We start from the raw sequence: 18586 nt of genomic DNA, 5'->3' as shown, positions 1-18586 counted from the left end.
AACGTTCACCCATGCGGATCTCGCGCTGTGAGGCACAACCTTTTCCAACATTTTGATCAATAAACCGACTGGTTGCGGTGGCGGGGCGCAGAATCGTCATGGACAGTCGCTTTTCAAGTTAGGGACGTTCGACATGGTCTCAGTCGACACGGCGATCGAAGGCATACTGGACGGTTTTCCAGGAGGTTGGAGGGTGATTCGGGGGTCGGGGTGGATGCGATGTAGCGAACGAAGGCCGGGGATCGAGCGCCGTGGTCGGCGCATACGAACCGGTTGGTACTCGCTGTAATGATCTCAGTGGCGGACCCGACGTACACAGCGATGCGGGTGTCGGAGTCACACCTTGCCGCCATATTCCATGGTCCCCGGACCGGGCACGCGTGAGCGTATCGACAGCCGGCCCTCGGGCGTTTTGAGTTCCTGACATGAACGTTGTTTGCTGGAGGTCGAAATGCGCCAACTGCACGATGGCATCGAAGGCAATCCTGACCAGCCAGAATCGTTGCCAAGCGGCACATTTCATTCATCACACGAGGTCTTTCCGCTGACATCCGCGCAGCGGGGAATCTGGTTCGCCCAGCATCTCGCGGTCTCCACACCCATATCCGTCGCCCAATACGTCGAGATCGTTGGCGAATTGGACGCCGAACTCCTGGCCGAAGCCTGCCGAACGGCCGGTCGGGAGTTCGGATCGGGACATACTCGCCTGGTCGAGATCGACGGCGAGCCATTCCAGTACGTCGACCCCGACGACGGCGCCTCGGTACGGGTCGAGGACTTGCGACAGGATGCCGATCCGGTGGCGACGGCGCATCGCAAAATGACCGAGGACTATTCCGCCCCCCTGGATCTATTGCGCGACCCCCTGGTCACCGCCATTGTCTTCCAGGTCGGCGACGAGCATTACTTCTGGTACCAGCGCGCGCACCACATCGCGCTCGACGGATTCGCCGCGGTGACCATGCTGCACCGCATGACCGAGCTGTACAACGCGTGGCTCGAGTCCGAGGAGCCCCCGGCGTGCGTGGCCCAGGACCTGCGGCTGGTCGCTGAACAAGATCTGGCGTACCGCGATTCGACGCGGATGGAGAACGATCGCGACCACTGGATGGAGCATCTGGCGGGCGCACCGGCGGGTGCCAGTCTGGCGGCCCATGTCAACAAGCCCACCATCCATCCGGCGCTCGTCAGCACCGAACTCGCCGAAGACACCGCACACTTGCTCGATTCCGTCGCGCTCGACCACGACAAGAGCGTGACCCCGATCATCGTCGCCGCATTCGCGGCCTATCTGGCGAGAATGACCGGCAGCGACGAAGTCCTCCTGAGCCTGCCCGTATCGGGCCGGCATTCCGCGGTATTGCGACGTTCGGGCGGCATGGTAGCCAATGTGGTCCCGTTACGCATTCGGGTCGCGGATCGCACCGTCGGTGAACTGATCGCGGCGGTGAAAAGCGAATTGACGAGCGCGCTGCGGCGGCAGCGGTATCGCCAGGAGGACATATTCCACGATATGGGCATCGCGCGCGACGAGGCCGCCTCGTTCGGCCCCGCCGTGAATCTCATGATGGTGGAGAACGAAGTCGTGCTGGGCGAGACGACGGGCCGTTTGCACGTGCTCACCTCGGGCCCCACCTCCGACCTTTTCGTCAACATCTACCCGGGCGCGGGCAAAGAGAGCACGCATATCGACTTCCAGGGGAATCCGAATTCCTACAGCCACGACGAACTCGCCGGTCACCATCGGCGATTCCAAATGTTCCTGCACGAATTCCTGGCGGGCGGATCCGACGGCCGGATCGGCGGTCTGCCGCTGCTCGACGTCCAGGAACGCGATGAGCTGCTGCCCGTACGCGGGCCCAGCGCCGTCGACACCCGCCTGCTGCCCGACATGCTGGCCGAGAGCGCCCGCCGGAACGCCGCCGCCTGCGCGATCACCTCCAATGGCCGGAGCATGACCTACGCAGAACTGGACTCCGAGTCCTCGCGGCTGGCCCGGCAGCTGATCGCGCTGGGTTGTGGCCCGGACACGGCGGTGGCGATCATGCTGCGCCGGTCGACCGACTCGGTGGTGGCGACCTGGGCGGTCGCCAAGAGCGGCGCGGCCTTCGTCCAGATGGCCCCCGACTACCCGGCCAAGCGAATCGAACACATGGTCGCCGACAGCGGTGCGACCGTGGCGATCACGGTGAACGCGCTACGCGAGACCCTCCCGGCGGACCTGCGTCAAGTAGTGCTCGACGACCCCTCGACCCTGGCTCTGTCCGACGCCGCGGACGGGCCGATCTCCGACCTCGACCGCAGCCATCCGCTGCGGCCGTCCAATGTCGCGTACATGACCTACACCTCGGGTTCCACCGGAACCCCGAAGGGCGTGCAGGTCACGCACACCGGTCTGGCGAATCTGGTCGCCGATCGCGCGGCCACCTTCGGCATCGACACGACTTCCCGTGTGTCGTACGCCCTCTCCCCCAGTTTCGACGCCTCCCTCGAACAGTTCCTGACCTGCTTCGCGTCCGGGTCCACGCTGGTGGTCGTGCCGCCCGAGGTGGTCGGCGGCGACTCGCTGACCCAGCTGCTGGCCGACGAACACGTGACCCACCTGACGCTGACGCCGACCATGCTGGCGACGGTGGATCCGGAGCTGCCGACCGATGTGCGAGTGGTCGTGGTGGGCGGCGATGTCTGCCCGCCGCATCTGGTCGAGCGCTGGACGCTGTCGGCGGCCATGTTCAACGAGTACGGGCCCACCGAATCGACCGTCACCGCCGCGGGAGCGATGCTCGAGCCCGGGCAGGTGCACACGATCGGCGGCCCGATCCGCGGCGTCGAGGCCATGGTCCTGGACCGTGCGTTGCAGCCCGTGCCGCGTGGCACCGTCGGCGAGTTGTATCTGGCCGGACCGGGATTGGCCCGCGGCTACAGCCACCGATTCGTCGAGACCGCCGCCCGTTTCGTCGCCGACCCGTACGGCGGCACCGGTGCGCGCATGTACCGCACCGGCGATATCGCGCGCTGGACCGGCGAGAACGGCGATACCGCGCTCGAACTGATGGGCCGCAGCGACTTCCAGGTCAAGATCCGCGGCTATCGGATCGAGCCGGGCGAGGTCGACGCCGCGCTCACCACCCACGAGGACGTGGATCTGTGCGTCACCGTGCCCGCGCAGAACAATGTCGGCACCACCGTACTGGCGTCTTATGTCGTGCCGGTCGAGGGCCGCGGTATCGATCCGGTCGAGATCCTGCGCTTCGCCCGCGAAACCCTGCCGCCGCACCTGGTTCCGGCGATCGTGCTGCCCCTGGACGGCCTGCCGATGAACGCCTTCGGCAAGGTGGATCGCGGCGCCTTGCCGAAGCCCGAGTTCGGGACCGCACCCGCCGGGCGGGCCCCGGCGACCGAGCGGGAGAAGACCATCGCCGGGCTATTCGAGGAGGTGCTCGCGGTGCCCCGGGTCGGGGCCGACGACAGCTTCTTCGTCCTGGGCGGCGACAGCATCCTGTCGATCCGCCTCGTGGCGCGCGCCAAGGCCGAGGGGCTGGGCTTCTCGACCCAGGACGTCTTCGTGCACAAGACGGTCGCCGGGCTGGCGGCCGTGGCCACCGACGTCGGCGATGCGCCCGGGCTGGCCGAGCTGCCGGGTGGCGGCGTCGGGCCGATGCCGTTGTCGCCGATCATGCACGCCATGCTCGATCGCGGTCATTACGACCGGTTCGCGCAGGCCGCGCTCGTGGAACTCCCGGACGGCGTCGATCGAGCGGGTCTGGTGCGCGCACTGGGTTCGGTGATGGACCGCCACGACATGCTGCGCGCGGTCTTGCGCGACGTCGGAGCGGAGGGCTACGTCGAGGTCCTCGAGCGGGACGCGGTCGACCCGGATTCCTCGCTGCACGAGGTGCGCCTCGGCCGACGCGACGCCGACGAGATCGACCGTCATCTCCAGGACGCCGCGGATCGATTGGACCCCGGCAACGGCGTACTCGTTCAGGCCGTGTGGCTGCGGGACGACCACGATTCCGGACCCGACCTGCTCTGGCTGGTGATCCACCATCTCGCCGTGGACGCGGTGTCGTGGCGCACCGTGCTCACCGATCTCGCACAGGCCTGGACGCAGGACGGTGAGCCGCAATGGGGTCCGGCCACCACCTCGGTGCGGCGGTGGCTCCACGGTTTGGCCGAGGGCGCGCAGAGTAGGCGCGCGACCGAACTCGAGCACTGGAAAGACGTTCTCGCACACGAGGATCGACTACTCGGCTCGCGTCGCCTGGACCCGGACGTCGACACCGGCGCCACCGCGGGCCGGATCCACGAACGGATTCCGGCGGCGGTGACCGAGGCGGTCCTCACCACCATCCCGGACCGATTCCATTGCGGCGCCAACGATCCGCTGGTCGCGGCCCTGGTGCTGGCCCTGGCGGAGTGGCGGCGCCGGCGCGGCGTGACCTCGGCCGGGGAGTCGATCCTATTGGAAGGCCACGGCCGCGAGGAGCAGGCCGTGCCGGGCGCGGATCTGGGCGCCACCGTCGGCTGGTTCACCACCCGCTTCCCGATCCGCATCGAGTGGGAGGACCTCGACCTCGACGACGCCCTGGCCGGCGGCCCGAGCGCGGGACGGGCGATCAAGCTGGTCAAGGAGCAGCTGCGCGCGGTGCCGGACAACGGCATCGGCTTCCCGGTGCTGCGGCATCTCGATCCCGTGGGCCGCGCCGAGCTCGCGCCCCTGACCAAACCGCAGATCAGCTTCAACTACCTCGGGCGCGTGGGTTCGGGTGAGCGGTCCGGGCCGTGGGCCCCGACCACCGAGTTCACCGCGCTCACCGGCACCAGCGATCCGGCCATGGCGCTGGCCGCTCTGCTCGATGTCAATGCCATCGCCGAAGCGGGCACAGACGGGCTGGAGCTCGCTGTGACATGGGAATTCGCGTCGCAGGCGCTGGCGGCCGAGGACGTCGAGGAACTCGCCGGACTGTGGACCCGCGCCCTGGAGGCGCTGGCCGATCACGTCCGGTCCGCGACCGGATACAGCTACACGCCCTCCGACTTCCCGCTCGCCACCGTCGCCCAGGACCAGATCGACCGGTGGCTGCGCGACTACCCGTCGATGACCGAGGTGTGGCCGCTGACCGCCCTGCAGTCCGGGCTGCTGTTCCACACCGTCTACGACCGGGGCGGCGAGGACGGCTATATCGTGCAGGCCGCGCTGACCTTCGACGGCCAGGTGGACGGCGAGCGGATGCGGCGGGCCGCCCAGGTGCTGCTGGATCGGCACGACAGCTTGCGGACCGCGTTCGTCGAAACCGAAGCCGGGCCGCGTCAGATCGTGTTGCGCGACACCACGGTCGAGTGGGCCACGTCGGATGTCAGCCTGGTCGACCAGCAGGACGAAGCGCTGCGGGACATCGCGCGTCTCGCCGCCGCGCCCTTCGATCCGGCGCGGCCGCCGCTGGTGCGTTTCCACCTCGTGCGCACCGGTGTCGAGCAGTTCCGGCTGCTGGTGACCAATCACCATCTGGTGCTGGACGGCTGGTCGATGCCGCTGCTCATCCACGAGTTGCTGACGCTGTACATCTCCGACGGCGACACCGCCGGCCTCGCGCCCGCGCGGTCGTTCCGCGAATACCTGCGCTGGCTGCAGGAGCAGGACAGCGACGCCACGGCGGCCGCGTGGCGGGACATGCTCGCCGGGATCGACCGGCCGACGCGGATCACGAACGGCCCGGAGCGGACGGTCACCGCCGACGCGGGCGAGGTCGGCCTGAACCTCGATACCGCCACCTCCGCCGCGATTCTCGACCTCGGCCGCTCACACGGCGTCACCCCCAATACCGCCCTGCACGTGGCCTGGGCGCTGCTGGTGTCCATGCTGGCCGGGCGGCCGGACGTGGTGTTCGGCAATACGGTCTCGAACCGTCCGCCGCGGATTCCGGATGTCGAGCGCATGGTCGGGCTGATGGTGAACACGCTGCCCGTGCGGATCCGGCTCGAGCCCGGCGAGACCGTCGGAGATCTGCTGGTGCGGGTGCAGTCCGAGCAGGCCGCGATGCTGGATCACCAGCACATCGGCTTGGCGGAATTGCAGCGGGTATCCGGGATCACCGACATGTTCGACACCGCGACGGTGCTCGAGTCCTACCCCTTCGATCGGGAGCTGCTGGCCCACGACCTCTCGGCCGCCGGTTTGCGGCTGGTCGAGATCGACGCGCACGACGCGACGCCGTTCCCGTTGAGCCTGCAGGTGACCCCACCGCGCCCGCGTGGCGACGGCGGAGCGGACACCGGAACCTATTCGGTGACACTGAAATTCGCCACCGACCGCTTCGACGACAACGCCGCCCACCAGCTGCTCGGTCGCTTCGAGCTGCTGCTCACGCAGCTCGTCGACGATCCGGCCGCCACGGTCGCGTCGATCTCGTCCTGCTGGGATTCCGAACGTGCCAAACTGCTCTCGGTCAGCGGCGGCGAGCCCGCCCCCGAACGGGTGCTCCGCGACATCCTGTCCGCGACCGCTCGCCGACACCCCGACGCCGCGGCCATCCGGTACGGGGACACCACGTGGACCTATCGGGAGCTGGACGAGCGCGCCGACGCGTTCGCCCGCCGGCTGATCGCCCACGGCGCACGGCCCGAGTCGACCGTGGCTCTGGTCCTGCCCCGCTCGGCCGAACTCATCGTCGCGATCTGGGCCGTCGCCAAGACCGGCGCCGCATTCCTGCCCCTGGATCCCGGCAATCCGGCCGCGCGGATCGGCGAGCTGCTGTCCAGCTCGCACACCCGACTGGGCGTCACGACAAGTACTGTCGCACAGCAGATCCCGGCGGCCGTCGACTGGCTGACGCTGGACGCTTCGACGTCCGACACCGATGAGCCGCTCCCGCACCCGCCCGAGGCAGACCTGTCGGCCGACCACGCGGCGTACGTGATCTACACGTCCGGCTCGACCGGCACGCCGAAGGCGGTCCACCTCAGCCACCGGGGTCTGGCCGATCTGGTCGCGGCGCAGGCCGACGCGTTCCGGCCCACCCCGGAATCACTGGTGTTGCAGGTCGCCTCGCCCGGATTCGACGCCTGCGTCTCGGAGATGCTGCTGGCGCACAGTAGCGGGGCGTGCCTCGTGGTCGCGCCGCCCGAGGTGTACGCGGGCATCGACCTGGAGGAACTGCTTCGGTCGCAGCGGGTTTCGCACGCGATCATCACCCCGTCGGTGCTGAACACCATGGACCCGTCCCACCTGCCGGCGTTGACCACCCTGGCCGTGGTCGGTGAGGCGGTCGGTCCCGACACCGTGAACCGGTGGGCCCCCGGCCGGCGGCTCATGAACCACTACGGTCCGACCGAATGCACCGTCTGGGCAACGGGATCCGACGATCTCGCCGCCGGTGATCCCGTCACGATCGGCGGCCCTGTCATCGGCGCGTCCGCGCTGGTGCTGGACCCGTGGCTGCGACCGGTGCCGGTCGGCGTCGCGGGTGAGCTGTACGTCGGCGGCCCGGGCCTGGCCCGCGGTTACCTCGACCGCCCGGAGGTGTCGGCGGCGCGGTTCGTCGCCGATCCGCGGTCCACCCGCGGCGAACGGCTCTACCGCACCGGCGATTCCGTGCGCTGGGTGCGCGCGAACGGCCGTCTCGCGCTGGAGTACCTGGGCCGCATCGATCAGCAGGTCAAGATTCACGGCCTGCGCATCGAGCCCGGTGAGATCGACGCCCACATCGCGCGCCACCCCGCCGTGTCCAGCGTCGCCACGGTGACCGTCGACGGGCCCACCGGCGAACCGTTGCTGGTGTCCTATGTCGTGGCCGCACCCGGCGAATCGGTCGACGTGACCGCCATCGAGGGCGATCTCGCGGGCAGCCTGCCGCGCTACATGAACCCCGCCGCGATCGTGCGGCTCGAGGAGATGCCGCGCACGCCCACGGGCAAGGTCGACCGAAGAGCTTTGCAGAAGCGCGCCTTCGAGGTGGGCGCGAGCGGCGGGCGAGCACCGTCGACCCCCGTCGAGCAGGTGATGGCGCGGCTCTTCGCCGAGGTGCTGCACCTGGAGTCGGTGTCCGCCGACAGCAACTTCTTCGCCCTCGGCGGCGACAGCATCGTGTCCATGCGGCTGGTGGCGCTGGCGCGGAACGCGGGGTTGACGCTCACTCCGCGAGATGTCTTCGAAGGCAAGACCGTTGCCGCACTGGCCGCGATGGCCGACGGCGGGGCGACCCCGGCGACCGTCGAGGAGCCCCCGCAGCCCGCCACCGCGCATCACGCGTATCGCGCGGTGGGTACCCAACTCGTCAAGCTCACCCGCCAGGACATCGATCAGCTCGAGCGGAAGTACCCCCGGCTCTCCGATGTCTGGCCGTTGTCGCCCATGCAGTCCGGCATGCACTTCCACACGATGTTCGACCCGGACGTGGACGACGGCTACACCGTCCAGACCATGATCGGCTTCTCCGGCGACGTCGACGCCGAGCGGTTGCGGCGGGCCGCGCAGGCGCTGGTGGACCGGCACGACATCCTGCGGGCCGCGTTCGCGGACACCGCCGCCGGACCGTGCCAGGTCGTGGTCGATCACGCCGAGATCCCGTTCCGGGTGGTCGATCCGGCCGCTGACGGCGACGCGGACGGCCCGGCCGACCCGGCGGCGATCGCCGCGGCGGACGCGGCCGAGAGCTTCGATCTGGCGGCCCCGCCGTTGCTGCGCCTGACCCTGATCCGGCTCGGCGCGCGGTCCTACCGGCTGCTCGTCACCAATCACCATGTGATCCTGGACGGCTGGTCGATGCCGCTGCTCATGGCCGAACTACTCGACTACTACGGCTCGCCCGACCACATCGACGCCGCCGGACCGGCCCCCACCTACCGCGACTACCTGACCTGGCTGGGCCGGCAGGACAGCGCCGAGTCCAAAGCGGCCTGGGCGCGGGAATTCTCGGATGTCGACGCCCCCACCCGGGTGTCCCGTGACGCCGACGCGGGCCCGACGTCCTCCGGCGAGGTCGGAGCCGAGCTGACCGAGGACCGCTTCGGCGCGCTGCGCCGGGTGGCCGCGGACGCGGCCGTCACCCTCAATACCGCCGTCAACGCGGCGTGGGCTCTGAATCTGCGCGTGCTGACCGGTGAGACCGACGTGATCTTCGGCGCCTCGGTCGCGGGCCGGCCCCCGGAATTGCCGAGGGTCGACCAGACGCTCGGCATGTTCCTGAACACGATTCCGGTGCGCGTCCCGCTCGATCCGGCCATGACGGTGCACGAGTTGCTGATCGAGATGCAGTCGCGGCAGGCCCGCATGCTCGAGCACCACCACATCGGCCTGCCCGAGATCCACCGCAGCGCGGGCTTGTCGGAGCTGTTCGACACCGCCATCACCTACCAGTCGTTCCCCGTCGACCGCTCGGCCCTGCAACACCTCGTCGATTCGGCGGGCCTGCGGGTCACCGACCTCGACGGCGTGGACGCGGCGCCGTACCCGTTGAGCATGGTCGTGGAACCGATGCAGTCCGAGCATGGTGAGGCGAACGGCCTGAAGATCATCCTCCGATTCCACGAACGGGTCTTCGACCACGACTCCGCGCGGCGCATCCTCGACCGCTTCATCGACCTGCTGGGCCGGATCGGGGCGCACGCCGGCACCCGGCTGGGCGAACTGCCCCTGGACCGGGAACCGCTGCCCGCGTGGCCGGAATCGGCTGCCGAGGTGGCGATCCCGAAGACCCTGGATCGCATCCTCGCGGCCTCGGTGATCGCCGATCCGGATGCGGTCGCGGTCCGCTGCGGCGCGGATTCGCTGACCTACCGGCAGCTCGACGACCGATCCACCCGGCTGGCTCGAATCCTGCTGCGGCGCGGGGCCCGACGCGGCCAGGTGGTCGCCTCGGTGCTGCCCCGCTCGCTGGCGGCCACGGTCACCCTGTGGGCGGTGGCGAAGACGGGTGCGGCGATCCTGCCGATCGATCCGACGCTGCCCGCCGAACGGATCGAATTCCTGCTGTCGGACTCGGGCACCGTGCTCGGGCTGACCGACGGATCCGTCCGCAAGCGCCCGCCGGACGGCGTCGACTGGCTGCTGCTGGACGGGGCGCAGGCGCTGCACGCCCTGGACTCGGTGTCGGGCGCGCCGATCACCGATGCCGAACGCGGCGCGCCGATCCGGCGCGAGCAGATCGCGTACGTCAGCTACACCTCCGGCTCGACCGGAACCCCCAAGGGCGTGCTGGTGAGCCATCGCGGCCTGGCCGACATCGTCGCGGCGCAGCGGCGGCGGTTCGGGGTGGACCCGATGTCGGTGGTGCTGCAGGTCGCCTCGCCCAGCTTCGACGCCTCGGTGTTCGAGCTGCTCATGGCGCACGGGTCGGGCGGCCGCCTGGTCGTCTCCCCCGGCGAGATCTACGCCGGGCCCGACCTCGCGGAACTGATGGCGCGCGAACGGGTTTCGCACGCCGTGGTGACACCCTCGGCGCTGGCGACGGTCCCGACCGCAGGCCTGGACGGGCTGCGGCTGCTGGCGACCGCTGGTGAACCCCTCGGACCCGAACTGGTCGAACGGTGGGCTCCCGGGCGCACCATGGTCAATCTGTACGGGCCCAGCGAGACCACCATCTGGGCGACGGCCACCGACGCGCTGACGCCGGGTGCGGCCATCACGATCGGCCGACCGGTCGGTCCCGTCGCGGCCGTAGTCCTGGATACCTGGTTGCGGCCGGTGCCGCACGGTGTCGCGGGTGAGCTGTACCTGTTCGGCGCGGGCCTGGCCGAAGGCTACGTCGCCAGGACCGGCTTGACCGCGACGCGCTTCGTGGCCTGCCCGTTCGGCGAGCCCGGCCGCCCCATGTACCGCACCGGGGACGTGGTGCGCCGCACCGCCGTCGGCGAGTTCGAGTTCCTGGGCCGCAACGACTTCCAGGTGAAGGTGCACGGCACCCGCATCGAACTCGGCGAGATCGACGCCGCGCTGGGCGCGTGGCCCGATGTCGCGTACGCGGTCACCGTGCCACGCCACGATCCCGGTCGGCCGGTCCGGCTGGTGTCCTATGTCGTGCCCGCGGCCGGGGTCCAGCTGTCGGGTGCGGAATTGCGTGCGGCACTGGCCGAGTCGCTGCCCCGGATCATGGTGCCGTCCGCGGTGATCGTGCTCGACGAGGTGCCGCTGACCGCCAACGGCAAACTCGATCGCGAACGACTACCCGAACCCGTCGCCGTCACCCGCGAATTCCGGGCCCCGACACCGGGTGCGGAAGAACTGGTGGCACGGATCTACGAGCGGGTCCTCGATGTGGCCGGTGTCGGCGCGGACGACGACTTCTTCGAACTGGGCGGCGATTCGCTCAGCGCCTCGCTGGTCGCGGGACGGCTGGGCGCGGCCCTGCAGGTGCAGGTGCCGGTGCGGTCCATCTTCGAAGCGCCGACGGTCGCCGAATTGGCCGCCCGCACCTGGACATTCAGTGACTCGGACCGGCTGCCGCTGCTGCCCGGGACCCATCCCGACCCGGTGCCGCTGTCGCTGGCCCAGCAGCGGATGTGGTTCCTCAACCGCTTCGAGCCCGAGTCCCCGGCCTACAACATCCCGGTCATGCTGCGGTTGTCGGGATCGCTGGACACCGACGCCCTCGCGGCCGCGCTCGCCGACGTGGTCGGCCGCCACGAGGTGCTGCGGACGGTCTATCCCGAATTCTCGGGTGAGCCGCGGCAGGTCGTGCTCGACGAGCCCGCGACCGCGGTCGAGCCGAAGCGCGTACCCGAAGAAGCCGTCGCCGAGGTGGTCGGCGAATTCGTGCGGCGCGGATTCGACGTCACCGCGGACGTTCCGATGCGGGTGGGTCTGTTCGAACTCGCCGAACACGACGATGGCACCGGCGAATTCCTGCTGGTGCTGGTGGTCCATCACATCGCCGGTGACGGCCAGTCGATGGGACCGCTGGCCCACGACGTGATGACGGCCTACGCCGCGCGAACGGCGGGGCACGCGCCCGAATGGAAGCCGCTCACCGTGCAGTACGCCGATTTCGCGTGGTGGCAGCGGGAGATGCTCGGCGCCGCGGACGATCCGGCCTCCCTGATGTCCGCCCAGCTGGAGTACTGGCGCACCACCCTCGACGGCGCGCCGGACCGGTTGGACCTGCCCGCCGACCGCCCGCGCCCCGCCGTCGCCTCCCTGGCGGGCGGCCGGGTGCCGGTGCAGATCGACGCGGACCTGCACCGGCAACTGGTCACCCTCGCGCGGTCGCGTGGAGCATCGCTGTTCATGGTGATGCACGCCGCGCTGGCAACGGTTCTGGGACGGCTCGGCGGCACCGACGACGTCGTGATCGGCACCCCCGTCGCCGGGCGCGGCGAACCCGGCCTGGAACAACTGGTCGGCATGTTCGTGAACACGCTGGCCCTGCGCACCCGGGTCGACACCACCGAGCGGTTCGCCGAACTCCTGATGCGCGCCCGCGACACCGACCTGCTGGCCTTCGAGCACGCCGACGTGCCGTTCGAGCGGGTCGTGGAGGAGCTGAACCCGGAGCGATCCGCGGCCCGGCATCCGCTGTTCCAGGTGGCCCTCGCGTTCGAGAACCTGGCGGCGGTCGAGGTGGCGCTGCCCGGCGTCCGCATCGCCCGCGCCGAGGTCGATACCGGGGCGACCCAGTTCGACCTGCAACTCGTACTCTCCGAAGCGCCCACCGAGGCCGGTGTCGCACAGGGCATCTCGGGCATGCTGACCTTCGCCCGGGACCTGTTCGACGAGTCGACCGCGGCGGCGATCGTGCGCCGGTTGGTACGGGTGCTCGAAGCCGTCGCCGCCGATCCGGCCATGGTGGTCGGCGATATCGACTGGCTCGACGCCGACGAGCGCGCGGCGCTCACCACCCGGGCCGGAGCGCGCACCGGCACCAGGCCGGAGCCGTCCGGACTGCTGCCGGAGGTGTTCGACACCGCCGTCCGGAACAACCCGCACGGCATCGCCGTGGTCGCCGGCGACACCGCGTTGACGTACACGCAACTCGATGAACGCTCGAACCGGTTGGCGCGGTTGCTGATCGGCCGTGGCGCCGGACCGGAGACCCCCGTGCTGGTGGCGGCCGCGCGCTCGCTGGAGACCGTGGTCGCGTGGTGGGCCGTGGTGAAGTCGGGCGCGGCTTTCGTCCCGGTGGACGCCGGATACCCGGAGAGCCGGATCGCGCAGATGGTGTCGGATTCGGCTGCGACGCTGGGTGTCACGGTGTCCGCCGTCTCCGGCCGGCTGCCCGAGTCGGTGGACTGGATCGTGCTCGACGACGCGGCTGTCGCCGAGCGCCTCGACGGGTTGGCGAGCGGGCCGGTCGGCGATCCCGACCGGCTCCACCCGATGCGCGCCGAGAACGTGGCGTATGTGGTCTTCACCTCCGGGTCGACCGGAACGCCGAAGGGCGTGGCAGTCACCCACACCGGCGTCGCCGACTTCCTCGCCTCGTTCCGCGCCGACTTCGACCTCGGGCCGACCTCCCGGGTGCTTCGTTTCGCATCGCCGTCGTTCGACGCCGCCCTGCTGGAGACCCTGATGGCGGTCAGCGGCGCCGGTGCGCTGATCATCGCGCCGACCGGCATCTACGGTGGCGCCGAGATGACGGAATTCCTGCGCGAGGAGCGCGTCACCCACGCGTTCATGACCCCCGCCGCGCTGGCATCGGTGGATCCGGCCGGGCTCGACGACCTGCGGGTGGTCATGTCCGGTGGTGACGAGGTGTCGGCGGAGCTGGTGAACCGCTGGGCCGGAACCGATCTCGCGGGCACCCGGATGTTCCGGGAGCTGTACGGTCCGACCGAGGCCACGATGGTGACCACGGCCACCGGACCCCTGTGGCCCGGCGACCGGCCGACGATCGGCGTTCCGTTGCAGGCCGTGCGGGCGCTGGTCCTCGATGCCCGGCTACGGCCGGTGCCCGTCGGGGTGGCCGGTGAACTGTATCTGGCGGGCCCGTCCCTGGCGCGCGCCTATCTGGACAAGCCCGCCGCCAGCGGGTCCCGCTTCGTGGCGCACCCGTTCGGGGAACCCGGCAGCCGCATGTACCGCACCGGAGACGTGGTGCGGTGGAACACCGAGGGCAATCTGGAATTCCTGGGACGCAACGACTTCCAGGTCAAGATCCGCGGCTACCGGGTCGAGATGGGCGAGATCGACGCGGTTCTCGACGCGCGGCCGGATGTCGCCTACGCGATCACCACACCGTGGCGCATCGACACCGGGGCCACCCAGCTGGTGACCTACGCGGTCCCCGAGGCCGGGGCGAGCCTGTCGAGCGAGGAGCTGCGGGCGGCACTGGCCGAGGCGCTGCCGTCGTACCTGGTCCCCGCCGCGGTGATGACCCTCGACACCATCCCGCTCTCGCCCAACGGCAAGCTCGACCGCTCGGCGCTGCCCGCTCCCGTGGTGCAGGCCAAGCGATTCCGGGCCCCGGCCTCCACCGCGGAGGAGATCGTCGCGGGCATCTTCGCCGATGTCCTCGGCATCGACACCCCCATCGGCGCCGACGACGACTTCTTCGAACTGGGCGGCAACAGCCTGGTCGCCACCCGTGTCGCCGCCCGCATCGGCGCCGCGCTCGACGAGACCGTCCCGGTGTCGACCATCTTCGAAGCGCCGACGGTGGCACGGCTCGCCGCGCGCGCCGAATCGCGGGCCAACACCGGCCGGATCGGCTTGACCGCACAGCAGCGTCCGCAGCGGATTCCGCTGTCCTACGCCCAGCAGCGCATGTGGTTCCTGAACCGGCTCGAGCCCGACTCGGCCGCCTACAGCATCCCGATCGTGTTGCGGCTCACCGGAGAACTGAACCTCGACGCGCTGCGCGCGGCCGTCACCGAGGTGGTCGACCGGCACGAGGTGCTGCGGACCGTCTACCCGTACGCCGAGGGCGAACCATCGCAGGTGGTGCTGCCCACGGCACAGGCCATGACGCCGATCACGCCGACCCCGGTCACGGAATCGGAACTGGCCGACGCGATGTCGGCGTTCGTCGCGACGACCTTCGACGTCACGGTCGACGCGCCCGTGCGGGTCCGGCTGTTCGAACTCGGGCAGCACGAATGGGTCCTCGCCGTGGTCGCGCACCACATCTCCTGCGACGGCTCCTCACTGGGCCCGCTCGCCCGGGACACCATGACCGCTTATGCCGCCCACCTGACCGGGGAGACCCCGAAGCTGCCCGAACTGCCGGTGCAGTACGCGGACTACGCGATCTGGGAACGCGCGGTGCTGGGCACCGAGGACGATCCCGACTCGCTGATCCGGGCCCAGATCGACTACTGGACCCTCGAATTGGCGGAACTCCCGCCGCTGCTGGAACTCCCGACCGACCGGCCGCGGCCGCCCGTGCAGACCTACGCGGGCGCGACCGTACCGATCAGCATCGACGCCGACCTGCACACCGGACTGCAACAGGTCGCGCGGGAACACAATACGACGCTGTTCATGGTGGTCCACGCCGCGCTGGCCGCCACCCTGGCCCGGCTCGCGGATATGGACGACATCGCGATCGGCACCCCGTACGCGGGACGCGGCGAACCCGAACTCGACGACCTGGTCGGCATGTTCGTCAACACCCTGGTGTTGCGGACCCGGCTGGCACCGGAGATGACCCTCACCCAGCTGCTCGAGCATGTGCGCGGCACCGACCTCGCCGCCTTCGGGCACGCCGACGTGCCGTTCGAGCGGCTGGTGCAGGAGCTGAATCCGATGCGGTCGCACGCGCATCACCCGCTGTTCCAGGTGATGCTGGCGTTCCAGAACGTCGACAAGGCCGAATTCGAACTGCCGGGCCTGTCGGTCTCGGGCGTCACACCCGACGCCGACACCGCGCTGTTCGATCTGCTGGTGTCCGTACAGGATTCCTACGACGCCACCGGTGAACCGGCCGGCATCACCGGCGCGGTCACCTACGCGAGCGACCTGTTCGACGCGGCCACGGCGAACACCATCGCCGACCGGCTGCTGCGGCTGCTCGGCGCCCTGGCGACCGACGCGACCCAGCAGGTGTACGACGTGGATCTGCTCGGAGCCGAGGAACGCGACACCGTGCTGCGGCACTGGAATTCGACCGACCGCGACCTCCCCACCGACGAGACACTCGCCTCGCTGTTCACCGACTCGGTGCGGGCCTACCCGGACCGGACCGCGATCGTGACCGCCGACGAGTCGCTGACCTACGCGGAATTCGCGACCCGCGTCAACCGGCTGGCGCGCTGGCTGATCGCACGTGGTGTAGGCCCGGAATCCCTGGTGGCGCTGCGGATGCGGCGCTCTCTGGACCAGGTGACCGCCATGTACGCGGTGCACGCCGCGGGCGCGGGCTACGTACCGGTCGATCCGGACCTGCCGGACGATCGCGTCGAGTACATGCTGTCGATCGCGGCGCCCGCGCTGGAACTGTCGACCCTCGACGGCCTGGACCTGTCCGGATTCGGCGACGGTCCGGTGACCGACGCCGACCGGATCGTGCCGCTGCGACCGCACAACCTCGCCTACGTCCTGTTCACCTCCGGGTCGACCGGTCGGCCGAAGGGCGTGGCGGTGACCCATGGTTCGGTGGTGCACCAGGTGCGGTGGCTCGGCGGCACCTACGCGTGGTCACCCGACGACGTGGTGCTGCACAAGTCCCCCGCCACCTTCGACATGTCGGTGTGGGAACTGTTCGCGACCCTCGCCATGGGGGCGCGCATGGTGATCGCGCGCGCCGACGGGCACTCGGACCCGCTCTATCTCGCGGAAACCATTGCCGCCCAGCGGGTCACCATCACCGCGCTGGTGCCGTCGATGCTGGCGGTGTTCGCCGACGCGGTGCCCGCCGGATCCCTGGCATCGGTGCGGACGCTGCTGGTCGGTGGTGAGGCGTTCGGTCCCGATATCATCGCCGAGGCGCGGCGCACCATGCCCGGGGTCGAACTGCACAACCTGTACGGGCCGACCGAATTCACCGTGTGCGCGACCTCGCATCCGGTCACCGACACCGACAGCGGGAACATGCCGATCGGCGCACCCGCCTGGAACACCCGGGCCTACGTGCTCGACAACCGGTTGCACCCGGTGCCGCCGGGCGTCGCGGGCGAGCTGTACCTCGCGGGCGTCCAGCTCTCGCGCGGGTACCAGTCGCGGCCCGGCCTCACCGCGGAACGGTTCGTGCCCGACCCGTTCGGTGACGGCGGACGCCTCTACCGCACCGGCGACCTGGTGCGCTGGAACAGCGACGGCGAACTGGAATACCTGGGCCGCACCGACTTCCAGGTGAAGCTGCGCGGCCTGCGGATCGAACTCGGGGAGATCGAGGCGGTGCTCGCCGAGCACCCGAGCGTCGCCCGCGCGATCGCGCTGGTGCACAACACGGGCGCGGCCGAACACCTCGTCGGGTACGTGGTGCCCGCCGCGGGCGCGACCATCGACACCGCCGCGATCCTGGCGCACGCGGCGGGCGCGCTGACCGACTACATGGTGCCCACCACCGTGATGGCCCTGGACAGCATGCCGCTCACCGTGTCCGGCAAGCTGGACCGGAAGCTGCTCCCCGAACCGGTGCTCCCGGTCGGCGAGTTCCGCGAACCCTCGTCGTGGCTCGAGGAAGAGGTCGCACGAGCCTTCGGCGCGGTGCTCGGGGTGGACCGGGTCGGCGCGGACGACGACTTCTACGCCCTCGGCGGCAACTCGCTGAAGTCGGTGCAGGTGGTCACCCACCTGCGCAAGGAGATCGACTACGAGGTGCCGATCCGGTGGATGCTGTCCGATCCCTGCCCGGCAGACCTGGCCAAGCGGATCGAATCCGGCATGCGCTCGGGCAGCACGGTCGACGGCACCGCCCTCGGCTTCGACGTTCTGCTGCCCATCCGGACCGGCGGCGACCAGCCTCCGCTGTTCTGCATCCACCCGGCCCTGGGCCTGTCGTGGTGCTACCACTCCTTCGACCGGTACCTCGCCGGCGATCGGCCGATCTACGGCATCCAGGCCCCGCAGATCACCGGCGAGGACCCGGGACCGACCACGATCGTGGAGATGGCGCAACGCTACTTCGCGGAGATCCGCGCCGTGCAACCCCACGGCCCGTACCATCTGCTCGGCTGGTCACTGGGCGGCGCGATCGCCCACCAGATCGCCGTCGAAATGCGTTCCGCCGGTGAGGAAGTCGCGCTGCTGGCGCTACTGGACGCCGAGGCGAGCGGGGTCGACGAATCCACGCTGCGCACCGTCACCGCGGGTGAGCTGATCAGCAACCTGGGTCCGGTCATGGGCGTCGACTACGTGAGCCCCGAGGCGACCGCTCAGGAGGCCGCCGACCTGATCGAACAGCACCTCGGGGCCGGACTCGGCATCGACGCCGCCATGATCGAGCGCCTCACCGACGCCTACAACCTGGCGATCCGGGCGGCCGCCGCCCACCGCCCCGAGGTCCTCGACACCGACATGCTCTATTTCACCGCGACACGGGATCGACGCTCCGACGCCGAGGGCCACAACGGCTGGACACCGGTTGTGCGCGGCCGCATTTCGGCCTTCGACATCGACACCGCCCACCTGGCGATGACCGACCCGGACTCGGTCGCCCAGATCGCCCGGATCCTCAACACCCGGCTGGAGGGCTGAATCCGCTCGACGAAT

The 18586-nt window shown here is 70.0% G+C and carries 1 protein-coding gene; it reads left to right on the top strand.

Going from position 1 to position 18586, the window contains the following annotated elements:
• The first annotated feature begins 502 nt into the window (after nt 1-502).
• Nucleotides 503-18571, top strand: coding sequence for an amino acid adenylation domain-containing protein (locus ACFYTS_RS17995; RefSeq protein WP_387305886.1), 18069 nt, complete (start codon nt 503-505; stop codon nt 18569-18571).
• Nucleotides 18572-18586: the final 15 nt, after the last annotated feature.

The sequence above is a fragment of the Nocardia sp. NPDC004151 genome (assembly GCF_042874235.1).
Classification (GTDB): Bacteria; Actinomycetota; Actinomycetes; order Mycobacteriales; family Mycobacteriaceae; genus Nocardia.
Note: the sequence above shows the minus strand (reverse complement) of the source record. Positions and strands in the feature narration are given on the sequence as shown.